This window comes from Bradyrhizobium sp. USDA 4541 (assembly GCF_024171085.1).
GTDB classification, from domain to species: Bacteria; Pseudomonadota; Alphaproteobacteria; order Rhizobiales; family Xanthobacteraceae; genus Bradyrhizobium; species Bradyrhizobium australafricanum.
Window position 1 is genome coordinate 22,279 of sequence record NZ_JALJZF010000001.1, and the last position, 16,932, is coordinate 39,210.

15 protein-coding genes are annotated in these 16,932 nt (G+C 65.3%); 6 read left to right on the forward strand and 9 right to left on the reverse strand.

All coding sequences use genetic code 11. The annotated features are described in order from the left end of the window. Positions 1-13 precede the first annotated feature (13 nt). Complete coding sequence (locus J2R80_RS00095) at positions 14-934, reverse strand: LysR family transcriptional regulator (RefSeq protein WP_076827592.1); 921 nt, start codon at positions 932-934, stop codon at positions 14-16. Positions 935-1,125: 191 nt separating this feature from the next. Here J2R80_RS00095 and J2R80_RS00100 point away from each other — a divergent pair, with 191 nt between their 5' ends. Together J2R80_RS00100 and J2R80_RS00105 are read left to right on the forward strand one after the other, a co-directional pair. Beyond that, positions 1,126-1,479, forward strand: coding sequence for a hypothetical protein (locus tag J2R80_RS00100; protein WP_253637892.1), 354 nt, complete (start codon positions 1,126-1,128; stop codon positions 1,477-1,479). A 57-nt stretch (positions 1,480-1,536) separates the two neighbouring features. Continuing rightward, a complete protein-coding gene (locus J2R80_RS00105; RefSeq protein WP_253604350.1) occupies positions 1,537-2,037 on the forward strand; it encodes a hypothetical protein in 501 nt (166 codons plus the stop codon). A 312-nt stretch (positions 2,038-2,349) separates the two neighbouring features. Here J2R80_RS00105 and J2R80_RS00110 read toward each other — a convergent pair whose 3' ends face one another. Further along, positions 2,350-2,805, reverse strand: a complete 456-nt coding sequence (locus J2R80_RS00110) for an Lrp/AsnC family transcriptional regulator (protein ID WP_057015467.1) — start codon at positions 2,803-2,805, stop codon at positions 2,350-2,352. Between the two features lie 157 nt (positions 2,806-2,962). Here J2R80_RS00110 and J2R80_RS00115 point away from each other — a divergent pair, with 157 nt between their 5' ends. Beyond that, positions 2,963-6,439: an indolepyruvate ferredoxin oxidoreductase family protein gene (locus J2R80_RS00115; protein WP_253637893.1), complete on the forward strand. Its 3,477-nt coding sequence runs from the start codon at positions 2,963-2,965 to the stop codon at positions 6,437-6,439. Here the strand turns inward: J2R80_RS00115 and mctP are convergent. From mctP to J2R80_RS00135, 4 genes are all read right to left on the reverse strand, one after another. Next, the gene (gene mctP, locus J2R80_RS00120; RefSeq protein WP_076827599.1) at positions 6,410-7,900 is read right to left on the reverse strand and encodes a monocarboxylate uptake permease MctP; all 1,491 of its coding nucleotides are present in this window, start codon (positions 7,898-7,900) and stop codon (positions 6,410-6,412) included. The two genes, J2R80_RS00115 and mctP, sit on opposite strands and share 30 nt — an antisense overlap. A 10-nt stretch (positions 7,901-7,910) precedes the next feature. Beyond that, positions 7,911-8,096, reverse strand: a complete 186-nt coding sequence (locus tag J2R80_RS00125; RefSeq protein WP_057015470.1) for a DUF3311 domain-containing protein — start codon at positions 8,094-8,096, stop codon at positions 7,911-7,913. A gap of 243 nt (positions 8,097-8,339) precedes the next feature. Next, entirely contained in the window at positions 8,340-9,212 is an 873-nt protein-coding gene (locus J2R80_RS00130) for a tripartite tricarboxylate transporter substrate binding protein (protein WP_253588123.1), read from the reverse strand. 244 nt (positions 9,213-9,456) lie between these two features. Beyond that, on the reverse strand, positions 9,457-10,368 hold the full coding sequence (locus J2R80_RS00135; RefSeq protein ID WP_253588124.1) for a LysR family transcriptional regulator: 912 nt from the start codon (positions 10,366-10,368) through the stop codon (positions 9,457-9,459). A gap of 141 nt (positions 10,369-10,509) precedes the next feature. On the opposite strand from J2R80_RS00135, the gene J2R80_RS00140 reads away from it, so the two are divergent. The 3 genes from J2R80_RS00140 to J2R80_RS00150 all read left to right on the forward strand — a co-directional run bounded on the left by J2R80_RS00140 (position 10,510) and on the right by J2R80_RS00150 (position 14,129). Then, complete coding sequence (locus tag J2R80_RS00140; RefSeq protein ID WP_253588126.1) at positions 10,510-11,658, forward strand: HlyD family secretion protein; 1,149 nt, start codon at positions 10,510-10,512, stop codon at positions 11,656-11,658. 368 nt (positions 11,659-12,026) lie between these two features. Further along, on the forward strand, positions 12,027-13,643 hold the full coding sequence (locus J2R80_RS00145) for an MDR family MFS transporter (RefSeq protein ID WP_253588127.1): 1,617 nt from the start codon (positions 12,027-12,029) through the stop codon (positions 13,641-13,643). A 27-nt stretch (positions 13,644-13,670) separates the two neighbouring features. After that, positions 13,671-14,129: a carboxymuconolactone decarboxylase family protein gene (locus tag J2R80_RS00150; RefSeq protein WP_253588128.1), complete on the forward strand. Its 459-nt coding sequence runs from the start codon at positions 13,671-13,673 to the stop codon at positions 14,127-14,129. 157 nt (positions 14,130-14,286) lie between these two features. Here J2R80_RS00150 and J2R80_RS00155 read toward each other — a convergent pair whose 3' ends face one another. From J2R80_RS00155 to J2R80_RS00165, 3 genes are all read right to left on the reverse strand, one after another. Continuing rightward, positions 14,287-15,147, reverse strand: coding sequence for a D-amino-acid transaminase (locus J2R80_RS00155; RefSeq protein ID WP_057015475.1), 861 nt, complete (start codon positions 15,145-15,147; stop codon positions 14,287-14,289). Between the two features lie 167 nt (positions 15,148-15,314). After that, positions 15,315-16,046, reverse strand: coding sequence for an amino acid ABC transporter ATP-binding protein (locus J2R80_RS00160; protein ID WP_057015476.1), 732 nt, complete (start codon positions 16,044-16,046; stop codon positions 15,315-15,317). A 191-nt stretch (positions 16,047-16,237) separates the two neighbouring features. After that, the gene (locus J2R80_RS00165) at positions 16,238-16,930 is read right to left on the reverse strand and encodes an amino acid ABC transporter permease (RefSeq protein WP_057015486.1); all 693 of its coding nucleotides are present in this window, start codon (positions 16,928-16,930) and stop codon (positions 16,238-16,240) included. Positions 16,931-16,932 lie beyond the last annotated feature (2 nt).

Sequence of the window (16,932 nt, forward strand, 5' to 3'; positions counted from 1 at the left end):
ATCCGGGCTCTCCTCACCGCGCGGCCCGCGGCCTGCTCTTCACGTGATCGATGAAGGCGCGCAGCTTCGGCATGATCTGGCGATGGCCGGGATAGTAGAGGAACACGCCCGGCGTCGTCGGCGCGAATGGCTCCAGCACGCGGACGAGCTTCTTCTCCTTGACGGCGCCTGATATCAGCGGTGCGGGGACTTGCGCGAGGCCCACGCCTTCGATGGCGGCGCCGACCAGCGTCGGAAAATCATGGCCGATGAAGGATCCCGACACGGCAAGCTCGATCGAACGGCCATTGTCGTTCAGCGACCACGGCGCGAGCCCTCCGTTCGACCGCCGGAGCCGCAGGCACGCGTGCGCGCGCAGATCGTCCGGACGCTTGGGGCGGCCGCGGCGCGCGAGATAGTCCGGGCTGCCGACGATGGCGAACGGGAACGGCTTGGTCAGGCGCACCGCGACCATGTCCGGATTGATGAACTGGCCCATCCGGATGCCCGCATCGAAGCCGCCGGCGGCGAGGTCGACCAATTCCTCGCTGGCGGCGAGCTCGACCTCGATCTCGGGATAGGCCTTGCAGAACGACGCGATCAGCGGCTCCAGCAGGATCGGCACCACCGAGCGCGGCACGGTGAGACGCAACAGCCCGGCGGGCTTCTGCCCGAGCTCCCGCGCCGCCCCGCTCGCCGCGACCAACTCCTCGAATGCCGGTCTTGCGCGCGCCAGAAACCGTTCGCCGGCGTCGGTCAGTCCGACGCTGCGGGTGGTGCGGATGAACAGCACCGCGCCGAGGCGCGCCTCGAGGGCGCGCACCGCCTGGCTGATCGCCGATGGCGTGACGCCGAGCTCGGCCGCCGCGCGGCGAAAACTGCGGTGCTGGGCGACGGCCAGGAATGCCTCGACACCGTCGAGCGCGCCCTGCCGGACTGTGAAGTTCTGCTTCATGGCCCGTGAACATTATCGCGAATAGTCGCTCACGGAAAGCTGCCTTACATCGGAGCCACAAGCAGCAGCAAAGCGACGCGCGCTGCTCACGCGACATCACGACATCCGTCGTGAACGGAGACATGCGACCGATGCAAGCAATCCGTCACACAATCCTGGCTCTCACCCTCACTCTGACAGGCGCCACCATCATGACCGCTCCCTCCCCTGCTCAAGCCCAAGTACAGGCACAAGCCGCCTCCACCATCACCACAGGCGTGATGGTCATCCTCACTGCGAAAGCCGGCGTCACCCGCGATCAGGTGACGGTCGTGATGCCGGACGAAATCCGGCAGACCGTGCAGCTCTATCTCAACGGCAAGATTCGCGAATGGTATTCGCGCTCCGACGGGCGCGGCGTGGTCTTTCTGCTCGACGCCAAGGATGCATCCGAGGCGCACGCGATCATGGAAGGGCTGCCGTTGTCCAAGCTCGATCTGATGGATCACGAGTACATCGGGGTCGGCCCGCTGCTGCCGCTCCGCCTGCTCGTCGCCAAGCCCTGAGCGTCAAGGTCCTGAACGCAAGCCAACCGAACCGATCGACAACAAGGGAATCCGCCGATGCCCCCGGGCTTCAATCTTCCATTCGTCCTCAGCGTCGCCGGCGGGTTTCTGACAAGTGCCGTCGTGGCCGTCACCTACGTCTGGCCGGCGCTCCGCGCGATGCCACGTGACAACGCGCTCCGACTGCTCGCAGCCTTCCATGCGTTCAGGTTCCTGGGCATGAACTTCATGGTGGCCGGGTTCGTGTCGCCGCAATTGAGCGCGGATTTCGCCAGCGAGGTCGGATGGGGCGATCTCGTCGCCGCCGTTCTCGCGCTGCTTGCGATGGCGGCGCTGTCCTGGCGGTGGGCGATCGCGATTCCGATCGTCTGGGTCTTCAACATCTGGGGCACGCTGGATCTGCTCAATGCCTATTACAACGGCGTGAAGATCGGCGATCCCGGCCTGTTCGGCGCCGGCATCTACATTCCGGCGCTCTATGTGCCGCTGCTGCTGGTCAGCCATGTCATGGTGTTCATGATTCTGTTGAAAACCAAGTCGACAGAACAGGCAGCATGACCCGTATCCTCGTAGGATGGGTAGTAGAGCGCAGCGAAACCCATCAAGTCCAACCCGCGGTACCATGATGGGTTTCGCTGCGCTCTACCCATCCTACCGACTACTTCGACCGTCATCCCCGCGCAAAGGCTTCGCCTTTGTCGCTGGAGGCGCGAGCCTTGCGGCGCACTTGCGCCGCTGGGCGAGCCTCGAAGGATGCACGGCCGGGCTGGAGGCCGTTCGCCCTTCGAGACGGCCGCTACGCGGCCTCCTCAGGGTGACGGGACAGAAAATTGAGCGCGCGGCCCCATCATCGTCGTCAGACACATCACTTCAAAACGGCAACGCCACGCCGGTCTTGATCTCCTTCAGGATCACGTTGGTACGGACGTGGCGGATGCCTGGGATGCGGAACATGAACTCGTCGAGGAATTTGTTGTAGGCGTCCATGTCGCGCACCACGACGCGCAGGTGATAATCGGCGTCGCCGGTGGTCGCGAAGCATTCCAGCACTTCGCGGCGCTTCATCACCCGCGCGACGAACTCGTCGACGAATTTGACGTCGTGGCGCTCGAGCGAAACGTGCAGGATCGCCGAGGTCGCAAAGCCTGCGCGCTCGCGCGCGACCAGCGCCGAATAGCCCGAGATGACACCGGACTCTTCCAGCGCACGGACCCGGCGCCAGCACGCCGAGGTCGACATCCCGACGGTTTCCGCAAGCTGCTGGTTGGTGGCGCGGCCGTCCTTCTGCAGTTCGGCGAGGATTTTCTCGTCCTGCTCTTCGACCATTGCGAGGCCCTCGATTTGGTAGATCCTACCGAACTACATCGTTCTCAGCAATATCCTGCCGATTTTTCCGCGACAAATGAATGGATAGGTAAGACCTACCACGCCCACAGGCATAGCCTTGTCGGATCAGACATCGCGAATCCCGGAGAGGTAAGTCATGGGCCAGATGCCGTTGCTCGACGCCTATCAGCTGTCCGAGCGCTACAGCCGCGAGCGCGGCCGCGTCTTCCTCACCGGCACGCAAGCGATCGTCCGCATCGTGCTCGACCAGGCGCGGCGCGACCGCGCTGCCGGCCTCAACACCGCGGGCTTCATCTCCGGCTATCGCGGCTCGCCGCTCGGCGGCGTCGATCTCGAACTGTGGAAGATCGGCGAGCAGCTCAAGGACAGCCGCATCGAATTCCTGCCCGCGGTGAATGAGGACCTCGCGGCGACCGCCGTACTCGGCTCGCAGCAGGTCGAGACGCAAAGAGATCGCGAGGTCGATGGCGTGTTCGCCCTGTGGTACGGCAAGGGCCCCGGCGTCGATCGCTCCGGCGATGCGCTGAAGCACGGCAATGCCTATGGCTCCTCGCCGCGTGGCGGCGTGCTCGTCGTCGCGGGCGACGACCATGGCTGCGTGTCGTCCTCGATGCCTCATCAGTCCGACGTCGCCTTCATGAGCTGGTTCATGCCGACGCTGCATCCGGCCGATATCGGCGAATATCTCGCATTCGGCGAGTATGGGTACGCGCTGAGCCGGTTCTCCGGCATGTGGGTCGGCTTCAAGGCGATCTCGGAGATCGTGGAGTCCGGCGCCTCGGTCGAGCTGCGGCCGCCGCGCCGTTTCGTGCAACCGGATTTCGTGCCGCCGCCCGGCGGCCTGCATTATCGCTGGCCGGATCTGCCGGGCCCGCAGATCGAGGAACGGCTGGAGGCGAAGAAGCACGCGGTCTACGCCTTCGCGAAAGCCAATCCGATCGATCGCCGCATCTACGACGTCAAGGATGCGAGCTACGGCATCGTCACCACGGGCAAGGCGCATCTCGATCTGATGGAGGCGCTGCGGCTGGTCGGGCTGGATGAAGCCGCGTGCCGCCGCTTCGGCATCGACATCTACAAGGTCGGCATGGTGTGGCCGCTGGCGCTGCATGATGCGATGGAGTTCGTGAAGGGCAAGCGCGAGATCCTCGTGGTCGAGGAGAAGCGCGGCATCATCGAGAGCCAGTTCAAGGAGTATTTCTACGACTATCCCGGCGCCAAGCCGGACCGGATGGTCGGCAAGCATGACGAGAGCGGCGCGCGGCTGATCTCCTGGACCGGCGAATTGTCGCCGCGGATGCTCGCCGACGTGCTGGCGCGCCGGCTCGACCCGATGTTTCCGGAATTGCAACTCGCTCGCCGCGTTGCCGCGCTGGTGCCCGAACAGGACCGCGTGATCGCGGTGCCGGGCGCGACCCGTACGCCGTATTTCTGCTCGGGCTGCCCGCATAACACCTCGACGAAAGTGCCCGAGGGCTCCAAGGCGCTGGCCGGCATCGGCTGCCATTTCATGGCAAGCTGGATGGACCGCGAGACCTCGTCGCTGATCCAGATGGGCGGCGAAGGCGTCAACTGGGCGGCGTCATCGAAATTCACCGGCAACAGCCACGTGTTCCAGAATCTCGGCGAAGGCACCTACTATCACTCCGGCTCGATGGCGATCCGGCAGGCGATCGCCGCGAAAGCCAACATCACCTACAAGATCCTGTTCAATGACGCGGTGGCGATGACCGGCGGCCAGCCGGTCGACGGCCCGGTCAGCGTGCAGGCGATCGCGCACTCTGTCCGCGCCGAGGGCGTCGCGCGGATCGCGCTGGTGTCGGACGATCCCGCGCATTTCTCGCCGGCGGATCTGCCCGCCGGCGTCACCATCCATCCGCGCGAGGCGATGGATGCCGTGCAGCGCGAGCTGCGCGCAATTCCCGGCGTCACCGTGCTGATCTATCAGCAGACCTGCGCCACCGAGAAGCGGCGGCGGCGCAAGCGCGGCACGATCGAGGATCCCGCGCGCTTCGCCTACATCAACGACCTCGTCTGCGAGGGCTGCGGCGACTGCTCGGTGGAATCCAACTGCCTCAGCGTCGAGCCGAAGGAAACGCCGTTCGGCCGCAGGCGCCGGATCAACCTCTCAACCTGCAACAAGGACTTTTCCTGTCTCAACGGCTTCTGCCCGAGCTTCGTCACCATCGAGGGCGGCAAGCGGCGGGCGAAGAGCGCGAGCGCGATCGATCCGCTGGCGCGCGCAGCCGCGCTGCCGGTACCGGAGCTTGCGGGACTGGAGCGGCCCTATGATCTCCTTGTCACCGGCGTCGGCGGCACCGGCGTCATTACAGTCGGCGCATTGATCGCGATGGCCGCGCATCTCGAGGGCCGCGGCGTCTCGGTGCTCGACTTCACCGGTTTTGCGCAGAAGTTCGGCCCCGTGCTGAGCTACCTGCGGCTGGCGGTTACGCCCGACGCGCTGCATCAGGTGCGGATCGACCAGGGCGCGGCTGACGCGCTGATCGGTTGCGACCTCGTGGTGAGCTCGTCGGCAAAAGCATCCGGCACCTATCGCAAGGGAATGCGCGCCGCGGTCAATATCGCCGAGATGCCGACCGGCGACGTGGTGCGCTTCCGCGATGCCGACCTCGCCTCGCCGGTTCGCTTGCGCGCGATCGAGCGGGTGATCGGGTCGGGCAACCTCACCATGATCGACGCCAACGCGCTGGCCGAGCGGCTGCTCGGCGACAGCGTCTTTGCCAACATCATGATGCTCGGCTTCGCCTGGCAGCAGGGCCTGGTGCCGGTCTCGCTGGAGGCGCTGACGCGCGCGATCGAATTGAACGGCGTCGCCATCGAGCGCAACAGGCAGGCGCTGGCCTGGGGCCGGATCGCTTTCGCCGATCCGGAGTTCTTGCCGAAGGCCGACGGTGCTGCGGCCGATGTACCGGAGACGCTGGAGCAGGTGATCGCGCGCCGCGCGGATTTCCTTCGTGACTATCAGGACGAGGCCTATGCCGCGCGCTATCGGGCGACAATCGACCGCGTGCGTCGCGCCGAGGCCGCGCTGGGCAGCGAGACCTTGACCGACGCCGTGGCGCGGTCGCTGTTCAAGCTGATGGCGTATAAGGACGAATACGAAGTGGCGCGGCTGCATATGCAGAGCGGCTTCCTCGACGAGCTCAGCCAGGAATTCGACGGCGACTTCACGGTGCAATATCACCTTGCGCCGCCGTTCCTGCCAGCGCGGCGCGATGCACGGGGACGGCCGAGGAAGCGCGCGTTCGGACAGTGGATCCAGACGCCGCTGCGGTTGCTCGCGAGCCTGAAAGGGCTGCGCGGCACACCCTTCGACCTGTTCGGCTACTCCGCGGAGCGCCGCACCGAGCGCGAGCTGATTACCTGGTATGAGGCGCTGATCGAGACCATGCTCGGCAAGCTCGACAAGGCACGGCTGCCCGATCTCGTCGCGCTGGCAAAGGCGCCGATGGAGATCCGCGGCTATGGGTCGGTGAAAGACGCCGCGATCGAAAAGACCAGGGCGGAGGTTGCGCGGCTCACCGCGCGACTTGCCTCCGCCCCGTCAGACCAAGGCGACGGCTCAGGCCGCCGCGCGGCGCTTGGCGGGTGATATCAGGCCGACCACGACAGTCGCGAGCACCGCTACGACGATGTTGAGCAGCAACGCGCCGAGGCCGACATAGAAGCTGTAGCTGGCATCGCCGAGCGAGATGCTGGCGAGCGGCTTCAGCCCGTTGCTCCACGCCGTATACGTGCCCCAGCCGATGCCGACCGCCCAGCCGAGCAGCAGCCCTTCGGCGCGGAACCAGACGGTGAACAGCCCGAACACCAGCGCCGGCAGCGTCTGCACGATCCAGAGGCCGCCAAGCAGTTGCAGGTCGAGCGCATATTGCGTCGGCAGGAACAAGATGAAGGCGAGCGCACCGACCTTGACCACCAGCGATGTGATCTTCGCCACCGACGCCTCACCGGCGTGCGAGATGTCCGGGTTGACGTAGGACTTCCAGACATTGCGCGTGAACAGGTTGGCGGCGCCGATGCTCATCACCGCCGCCGGCACCAGCGCGCCGATCGCGATCGCCGAGAACGCAAAGCCCGCGAACCATTCCGGGAACAGCGTCTTGAACAGCATCGGCACCACGTCGTTCGGCGAAGTCACCTTGATGCCGGCGGCATAGGCCATGTAGCCGAGCAGCGCGATCAGGCCGAGCAAGAGCGTATAGGCCGGCAGCAGGATCGCATTCTTGCGGATGGTATCCGCCGACTTCGAGGCGAAGATGCCGGTCAGCGTGTGCGGGTACATGAAGGCGGCGAGCGCCGAGCCCAGCGCCAGCGTCGCATAGGGCAGGTACTGTCCGGGCTTCAACGTCAGGCCGGTGGCGCCGCCCTTCGCCGTGAAGGCGTCGTTGGCGGCCGAGAACACCGCGCCGTAGCCGCCGAGCTTCGCGGGCACCACGACCACGGCGGCCAGCACCACGATGTAGATCATGATGTCCTTGACGAAGGCGATCAGCGCCGGCGCGCGCAGGCCGGAGCTATAGGTATAGAGCGCGAGGATCACGAAGGCGGCGATGATCGGCAGTTCGCCGGATAGCCCCATCGCCTTGATCACGACCTCCATGCCGATCAGCTGCAACGCGATGTAGGGCATGGTCGCGACCAGGCCGGTCAGCGCCACCGCGAGCTCGAGCGCGCGCGAGCCATAGGCGCCGTGGACGACATCGGCGGCGGTGACGTAGCCGTTCGCATGCGCCTTCTTCCACAGCACCGGCATGACAGCGAACACGAAGGGATAGACGATGATGGTGTAGGGCAGCGCGAAGAAGCCGTAGGCACCGACCGCGTAGACCAGCGCCGGCACCGCGATCACGGTGTAGGCGGTGTAGAAATCGCCGCCGACCAGGAACCAGGTGATCCAGGTGCCGAACTGGCGACCGCCGAGGCCCCATTCGTCGAGATGCTCGCTGACCGGGCCGGATTTCCAGCGCGCCGCGAAGAAGCCCATCACGGTGACGAGCGCGAAAAAGAAGATGAAGACGGAGAGCGCCACCCAGGCGATGTGATCGGTCATGGCTGTCCCCTCACCGCGGCTCGTCGGTATCGGGCCGGCGGCTGCGATAGACCAGCCAGATCAAGAGCGAGGAGATCGGCACCCAGGCGAGCTGGTACCAGTAGAAGAAGGGAAAGCCGAACAGCGACGGCTCGACGAAATTATAGAACGGCACCCACAGCAAGCCGATGAACGGCAGCAGCAACAAAATCCACATGGCCTACTCTTTGACGCAAGACACAGCTCAAGGCGGGAGGTTCCGCTGATCATGGCAACGATCCAGGAACCGGTCCGTTGCGTCTAGAATCACGGTTACGGCAATGCGACGCAAAAAGATGTGATCGTCACCTGGCGCATGCCGCCTATTCGGCCTTGATGCCGGCGTCCTTTATCACCTTGCGCCAGCGCGCCTCCTCGCCGGCAAAGTAGCGGTCGAGCTCGGCCGGAGGAGAGGCCACCATCACGAGGCCCTCACACGCTGAGCTTCTTGAAGGCCTCCGCCTGCACGGCCTTGGCCGCCGATCTGTTGAGGCGGTCGATGATGTCGGTCGGCGTATTCGCCGGCACAGTAGAGGCCGTACCAGGATTCGGCGACATAGCCGGAGGCGCCGGCTTCCGAGACCGTCGGCAATTGCGGGAACGCAGGCGAGCGTTCGGCCGACGTCACTCCGATCGCGCGCAGCTGCCCGGCCTCGACCAGCGAGGCGCAGCTTGCCACCGTGGTGAACATTACCTGGATCTGGCCACCCAAGAGGTCGGTGATGGCAGGCGCCGCGCCCTTGTAGGGAACGGTGGTGAGATTGACCCCGGTCATGTGCTTGAACAGTTCGCCGGCGAGATGCGCCGAGGTGCCGGTGCCATAGGTGCCGTAGGACAGCTTTTCCGGATCGGCCTTCGCGGCCGCGATCAGATCGGCAATCGACTTGATCGGCGAAGCGGGATTGACCACAACGACGTTGAAGGAGCGCGCCACCAGCGCCACGGGCGCAAAATCCTTGTGCGCATCATAAGGCAGCTTGCTGTAAAGGCTCGGATTGACCGCGTTGGCGAAGGTCGCCATCAGCAGCGTGTAGCCGTCGGATGGGCTCGCCGCGACGCTCTGCGTGCCGATGATGGTGCCGGCGCCCGGCTTGTTCTCGATGATGACGGTGACGCCGAGATCCTTCTGCATCTCCTGCGCCAGCGTCCGCGCCACGACATCGGTGCCGCCGCCCGGTGCGAACGGCACCACGATCTTGACGATGTGGTCGGGATAGGCGGCGCGCGCCGGCAGTTGCAGCAGCAGGTTTGCTGCGAGCGCGAACAGGAGTGATGCGAGGAGACGAAACGGCATGACGGACCCCGGCAGGTGAGGCGATCTTCATACACGCAACGGCTGCCGGGTGGTCATGACGCGGAAGGAACGTCGCACTATTAGTCCCGTCATCCCCGCGCAAAGGCTTCGCCTTTGTCGCTGGAGGTGCGAGCGGAGCGAGCCTCGAAGGATGAACGGCCAGCAGCCGGGCCGTGCATCCTTCGGGACGCCGCTGCGCGGCTCCTCAGGATGACGGGGTGAATCTAAGTGCGAGCTCCTTCGCTCACGAATACGGATTGATCAGCTTCTGCTGCTCGGTGGCGTGATGGACCAGCAGGTCGATGAAGGTGCGGACCTTCGCCGAGAGATGATGGCGATGCGGATAGACAGCATTCATGGTGAGCTCGACCGGCCGGTATTCGGGCAGCAGGCGGACCAGTTGTCCCGACTCCAGCTCGTCGCGAACCAGGAAGCCGGCCGCGAGGAAGACGCCGACGCCGGCCAGCGCCGCGAGCTTCAGGGTTTCGCCGCTGTTGGAGATCAGATTTCCGGAGACGCGCACTGCGGCCGGCGTGCCCTTGCGGTCGGCGAAGCGCCACTCGTCGCCATAGGGATAGTTGGCGTGGCGCATGCAGTTGCGCGCGGAGAGGTCGGCCAGCAGCGTTGGCTTGCCGTGCTGTTCGATATAGCGGTGCGAGCAGCACAGCACGTGGCGCCAGGTCGCGATGGTGCGCACGATCAGGCTGGAGTCCGGCGGCGGCACCATGCGCACGGCGAGATCGTAGTTCTCGTCGATCAGATCGGCATTGCGCTCGCCGATCGTGAGATCGACCTTGACCTCGGGATAGGTGGCGAGGAACTCGGCCACCGCGGGCGACAGGAACTGGACGAGATGGGTGTTGGTGAAGATGCGCAGGGTGCCGCGCGGCACCGATTGCTGGGCGCCCGCGATGTCGTCGGCCTGCTCGATGTCGGCGAGGATCTGGACGCAGCGGTCGTAATAGGCCTGGCCGACCTCGGTGAGGCTGACCTTGCGCGTGGTGCGGTTGAGCAGCCGGGCGCCGAGCCGGTCCTCCAGCGACTGCACGTGGTTGCTCACCATGGTGGTGGACATGTTGAGCTTGCGGCCGGCCGCGGAAAAGCCGCCGGTGTCCACGACCCGGACGAAGGCGGTCAGGCTGGTCAGGCGATCCATGCGGCAAGGTCCGGATTATCAGCGCTGGGTTGATAATGCTTCCAGTTTTATCGGGATTATCACAGCGGGGAGGACATTGCATCTAAGGGCGTACTGGGCGCCCTTTCTGGAAGGACGCGAATGTTCGACCCGGAGGATGCCATGTCGACCACCACTTATGTCCCTGAACAAGCAACAAAAATCGGCCTCCGCCCGTCGCGGAAAGCTGTCAAGCGGGTGGCGCTCGGGCTCGCCGCGATCATCGGCGTCGCCGTGGCAGCCGACTTTGGCTACGACTACGTCACCACCGGCCGCTACCTCGAAACCACTGACGACGCCTACGTGAAGGCGGACTCCACGATCATCGCCCCGAAGGTCTCGGGCTACATCGCCAAAGTGCTGGTCACCGACAACCAGCCGGTGAAGGCCGGCCAGTTGCTGGCCGAGATCGACGACCGCGATTACCGCACCGCGCTCGGCCAGGCCAAGGCCGATGTCGACGCCGCCAGCGCCTCGGTACGCAACCTCGATGCCCAGCTCGAGCTGCAGCAGCCGATCATCGACCAGAGCACGGCCGACGTCACCGCCGCCGAGGCAAACCTGAAATTCGCGCAGGAAGAGCAGACCCGCTACGACGGGCTGATGAAGTCCGGCTCCGGCACCATTCAGCGTGCGCAACAGACCGACGCGGCGCTGCGCGCCAACACCGCGCAATTGCAGCACGCGAAGTCGGCGCTGTCGGCGGCCCAGCGCAAGGTCGACGTGCTGACCACGCAGCGCGCCCAGGCCGCAGCGCAGGTGGACCGCGCTCGCGCGGTCGAGCAGCAGGCCGAGCTCAACCTGTCCTACGCCCGGATCACCGCGCCGGTCGACGGCACGGTCGGCGCCCGCACGCTGCGCGTCGGGCAATATGTGCAGGCCGGCACCCAGCTGATGGCGGTGGTGCCGCTGGACGCGGTCTATGTGATCGCCAATTTCAAGGAGACGCAGCTGACCCATGTGCGCAACGGCCAGCCGGTCGAGCTCACGGTCGACAGTTTTCGCGGCACCACGCTGAAGGGTCATGTCGACAGCCTGTCGCCGGCCAGCGGCCTCGAATTCGCGCTGCTGCCGCCCGACAACGCCACCGGCAATTTCACCAAGATCGTACAGCGCGTGCCGGTGAAGATCGTGCTCGACGATCACAGCCTAACCGGCCTCTTGCGCCCCGGCATGTCGGCGATCCCGACCGTCAACACCAAGGCAACGGTGCTGGCCGAGCGCGAGGAGAAGCGACGGCTGGCATCGGCGACGCGGCAGCACGGCGGATAGGACCAAACGCTTCTTCGGCTGGCTCCGCGCGATCGATCACCCATCGGTGGTCGATCGCGTTTTGCTGTCTACGCCCTCTTCGCCTCTCCCGCTTGCGGGTGGGGGCTCTCTCCGCGAGTCATCTTGTGGAGAGAGCCCCCACCCCACCCTCCCCCGCAAGCGGGAGAGGGAGCTTGAGAGGCGTGCTCACCTCACTAGTCGACGGCACGCAGGCCAAACGCAGCCGTCGTGCCGTGGCCATAACCGCAGTCGCTCTCTCAGCCGCAGCCGTTGATTATCAACCTCTACCGGACAATCCTTCCAGTCTTTCTCGGATTATCGAAACCGGCCGCCTAATACATCTTGTGTGGGTAGCAAGGACGACCTCGATGACCGCACTTCAGCCCACAGCCGACGCAGCGAACGCCGCCGCGCTCCCCGCCCCCGCAGCGCCGGCGGCGCCGGCGATCCCCACGAAAACCTGGATCGCGGTGATCGGGGCGACGCTCGGCGCGTTCATGGCGGTGCTGAACATCCAGATCGTCAACGCCTCGCTCGCCGATGTGCAGGGCGCGATCGGCGCCGGGATCGACGACGGCGGCTGGATCTCGACCTCCTATCTGATCGCCGAGATCGTGGTGATCCCGCTCTCCGGCTGGCTCGCGCAGGTGTTCTCGGTGCGCATCTATCTGCTCACCAACGCCGCGCTGTTCCTGGTGTTCTCGGCGGCATGCGCGCTGGCGCAGGACCTGCCGCAGATGATCGCGCTGCGCGCCGTGCAAGGCTTCACCGGCGGCGTGCTGATCCCGATGGCGTTCACGCTGATCATCACGTTGCTGCCGAAGGCCAAGCAGCCGATCGGGCTCGCGCTGTTCGCGCTGTCGGCGACGTTCGCGCCGGCGATCGGCCCGACCATCGGCGGCTATCTGACCGAGAACTGTGGCTGGCAGTACATTTTCTATGTCAACCTGGTGCCCGGCGCCGTGATGATCGCGATGCTGTACGTCTCGCTCGATCCGAGCCCGATGAAGCTATCGCTGATCCGCCAGGGCGACTGGCTCGGCATCATCACCATGGCGATCGGCCTCGCCGCGCTGCAGACCGTGCTGGAGGAAGGCAACAAGGACGACTGGTTCGGCTCGCCCTTCATCGTCCGCCTGTCTGTCATCGCGGCGGTCGCGCTGGTCGCCTTCCTGATCGTCGAATTCACCGTCGAGAAGCCGCTGCTCAATCTGCGCCTGCTCGCCCGCCGCAATTTCGGCTTCGGCATGCTGGCCAACTTCCTGCTTGGCATCGCGCTGTACGGCTCGGTGTTCATCCTGCCGCAGTACCTCGCGCGCATCCAGGGCTACAATGCCGAGCAGATCGGCATGGTGCTGGCCTGGACCGGGCTGCCGCAGCTCGCGCTGATCCCGCTGGTACCGCGGCTGATGCAGCGCTTCGACCCGCGCCTCATCATCGGCGTCGGCTTCGCGCTGTTCGCCGGCTCCAACTTCATGAACATCTTCATGACCAACGACTACGCCACCGACCAGCTGTTCTGGCCCAACATCGTCCGCGCCATCGGCCAGGCGCTGGTGATGGCGCCGCTGTCGGCGGTTGCGACCGCGGGCATCGAGCTGGAGAATGCGGGCTCGGCCTCCGCGCTGTTCAACATGATGCGCAACCTCGGCGGTGCGGTCGGCATCGCCGTGCTGCAGACGCTGCTGACCAAGCGCGAGCAATATCACTCCAACGTGCTGATGCAGTCGGTCTCGCTGCTGGAACAGGCCACGCGGAGCCGGATTGAGCAGCTGACGCAGTATTTCATGAACCACGGCGTCGCCGACCAGGCCGCGGCCGCCCACCGCGCAATCGCGGCGATCGGCAAGGTCGTGCAGAAGCAGGCCTACATCCTCGCCTTCAGTGATACCTTCTACCTGCTCGGCGTCGCGCTGATCATCGCACTCGCGGCGACACTCTTCCTGAAGAAGCCGGGCCAGCTCGCTGGCGGCGGTGCGCACTAACCCAAGCCACAACCACGGAGAACGACCATGAAGCCCCGCATGAACTTCTACCAGGCCGCACCCGAGACCATCAGAGCGCTGGTCGCGGTCGAAAACCAGATTGCTGCGAGCGGCCTCGAGCAATCGCTGATCGAGCTGGTCAAGACCCGCGCCTCGCAGATCAACGGCTGTGCCTACTGCATCAACATGCACACCGAGGACGCCCGCAAGCATGGCGAGACCGAGCAGCGGCTCTATCTGCTCAACGCCTGGCGCGAGTCCCCGCTCTACAGCGAGCGCGAGCGCGCGGCGCTAGCCTGGACCGAAGCGCTGACGCTGGTGTCCGAGACGCATGCGCCCGACGCCGACTATGAAGCCGTGCGCGCCCAGTTCTCGGACAGCGAGCTGGTCAACCTGACCACGCTGATCGGCGCGATCAACGCCTGGAACCGGATCGCCATCGGCTTCCGCGCGGTGCATCCGGTGAAGGCGAAGGCGGCGGCGTGAGGGCAGACAAACGATGATCTGTCCCAGTCATCCTGAGGTGCGAGCCTCTTCGGCGAGCCTCGAAGGATGTACGGCCACGGTCGGGCCGTCGACCCTTCGAGAGCCGCTAAAGGAGCGGCCACCTCAGGGTGACGATAAAAAAAGTCGCTCCGGGTAGTCAGACCGCCGTCGCCTTGGCGAACTCGACATAGATCTCGCGCAGGCGGTCGGTGATCGGACCGACCTTGCCGCCTCCGACCTTCTTGCCGTCGATCGCGACCACCCCCTGCACGAACACGGAAGCGCTGGTGATGAAGGCTTCCTTGGCGGCGAGCGCTTCCTCGATCGTGAAGGCGCGCTCCTCGATGCGCAGCTGGCGTTCCTCGGCGAGCTTGACCACCGCCTTGCGGGTGCAGCCGGGCAGGATCTCGTTGCCGTTCTGCCGGGTCACGATGACATCGTCCTGGGTGACGATGAAGGACGAGGACGAGCCGCCCTCGGTGACCTTGCCGTCCTCGATCATCCAGGCTTCGCCGGCGCCGGCCGCGGCCGCCGCCTGCTTGGCCAGCACCTGCGCCAGCAGCGCCACGCTCTTGATGTCGCGCCGTTCCCAGCGGATGTCGGGCACCGTGATGACGTTGATGCCGGTCTTGGCCGAGGGCGCGTTGATGATGTCCTTTTCCGAGGTGAACATCACGAGCGTCGGCTTGACGTCGGCCTTCGGGAAGGCGAAGTCGCGACCCTTGTCGGCGCCGCGGGTGACCTCGAGATAGACCATGCCGTTGACGAGGTCGTTGCGCGCAACCAGCTCCTTCTGGATCTCCTCGATCCGCTCCAGCGTCTCCGGCAGCGCGAGCTGGATCTCGCCGACCGAACGCTTGAGCCGCGCCAGGTGTGAGGCGTTGTCGATCAGCTTGCCCTCGAGCACCGCCGCCACCTCGTAGATGCCGTCGGCGAACAGGAATCCGCGGTCGAACACCGAGACCTTGGCCTCCGAATGCGGCACGAACGAGCCGTTGACGTAAGCGATCTTTTCCACGCGAGTTCTCCTGCGGACGAAGGGGGGTTCAGGCCTTCGTATACGCAAATTGTTAACGGGGGAAAACCCTGTAGCAGCCGTCATTCCGGGGCGATGCGCAGCATCGAACCCTCAGGTGCGCCTCTTTCGAGGCGCCCCGGAATGACAGGGGGAGAGGCTCCCTAAGCTCAGTGCTGCAGGATCTTCGACAGGAACTTCTGCGCGCGGTCGCTGCGCGGCGTGCCGAAGAAGTCGGCCTTCTTGGCGTCCTCGACGATCTCGCCGCGGTCCATGAAGATGACGCGGTCGGCGACCTTGTTGGCAAAGCCCATTTCGTGGGTCACGACCATCATGGTCATGCCCTCGCGGGCGAGGTCGACCATCACGTCGAGCACTTCGCTGATCATCTCCGGGTCGAGCGCCGAGGTCGGCTCGTCGAACAGCATGGCGATCGGGTCCATCGCCAGCGCGCGGGCGATCGCGACGCGCTGCTGCTGGCCACCGGACAACTCCGCCGGAAACTTTTTGGCATGATCCTTCAGCCCGACGCGCTCCAGAAGCTTCATGCCCTTGGCGGTGGCGTCCTCAGACTTGCGGCCGAGCACCTTCTCCTGCGCGAGGCGGAGATTGTCGATGATGCGCAGATGCGGAAACAGCTCGAAATGCTGGAACACCATGCCGACGCGCGAACGCAGCTTCGGCAGGTCGGTCTTGGGATCGTTGACCTTGACGCCGTCGAGCGTGATGTCGCCGCCCTGGATCGGCTCCAGCGCATTGACGCATTTGATCAGGGTCGACTTGCCCGAGCCGGACGGGCCGCAGACCACCACCACCTCGCCCTTGGCGACGCTGGTGGTGCAGTCCTTCAGCACCTGGAAGCTCGGCCCGTACCATTTGTTGACGTGGTTGATCTCGATCATGCGTGACTCAGGCGTTGCAGCGAGCGCGCTTCCACCTCTCCCATCGGGAGAGGTCGGCGCGCAGCGCCGGGTGAGGGATTGCGGTCTATCGATGGAGCAAAACCCCTCACCCGGATCGCTGACGCGATCCGACCTCTCCCGATGGGAGAGGTGAAGGGGGCCGTGTCTTGAATGTTCGAAAGCATGACTGGCTACCGGACAATCGCGATGCGCGACTGCAGGCGGCGAACGCCATAGGACGCGACACAGGAAATGACGAAGTAGACCAGCGCGGCGAACAGGTACATTTCGACCAGGCGGCCGTCGCGCTGCGCGACCTTGCTGGCGGCGCCGAGGAAATCCGGGATCGACAGCACGTAGACCAGCGAGGTGTCCTGGAACAGCACGATGGTCTGCGTCAGCAGCACCGGCAGCATGTTGCGAAACGCCTGCGGCAGCACGACGTAGCGCATCGACTGCGCGTAGGTCAGGCCGAGCGCGCTGGCCGCGGCCGGCTGGCCCTTCGAGATCGACTGGATGCCGGCGCGCATGATCTCGGAGAAATACGCCGCCTCGAACGCGATGAAGGTGATCAGCGAGGAGGCGAAGGCGCCGACCGTGATCGGCCGCGACGCGCCGGTCAGCCACTGCCCGATATACGGCACCAGGAAGTAGAACCAGAAGATCACCAGCACCAGCGGCAGCGAGCGGATGAAGTCGACATAGAAGCCCGCGATGCGCCCGAGCACCTTGTAGCTCGACAGCCGCATCAGGGCGATCAGGGTGCCGAACACCAGGCCGCCGAACGCTGCGAGCGCGGTCAAGGTCAGCGTGAAGCGCATGCCCTCCAGGAACAGGTAGGGCAGCGAGCGGCGGATGACGTCGAAATCGAAACTGCCGATCATCG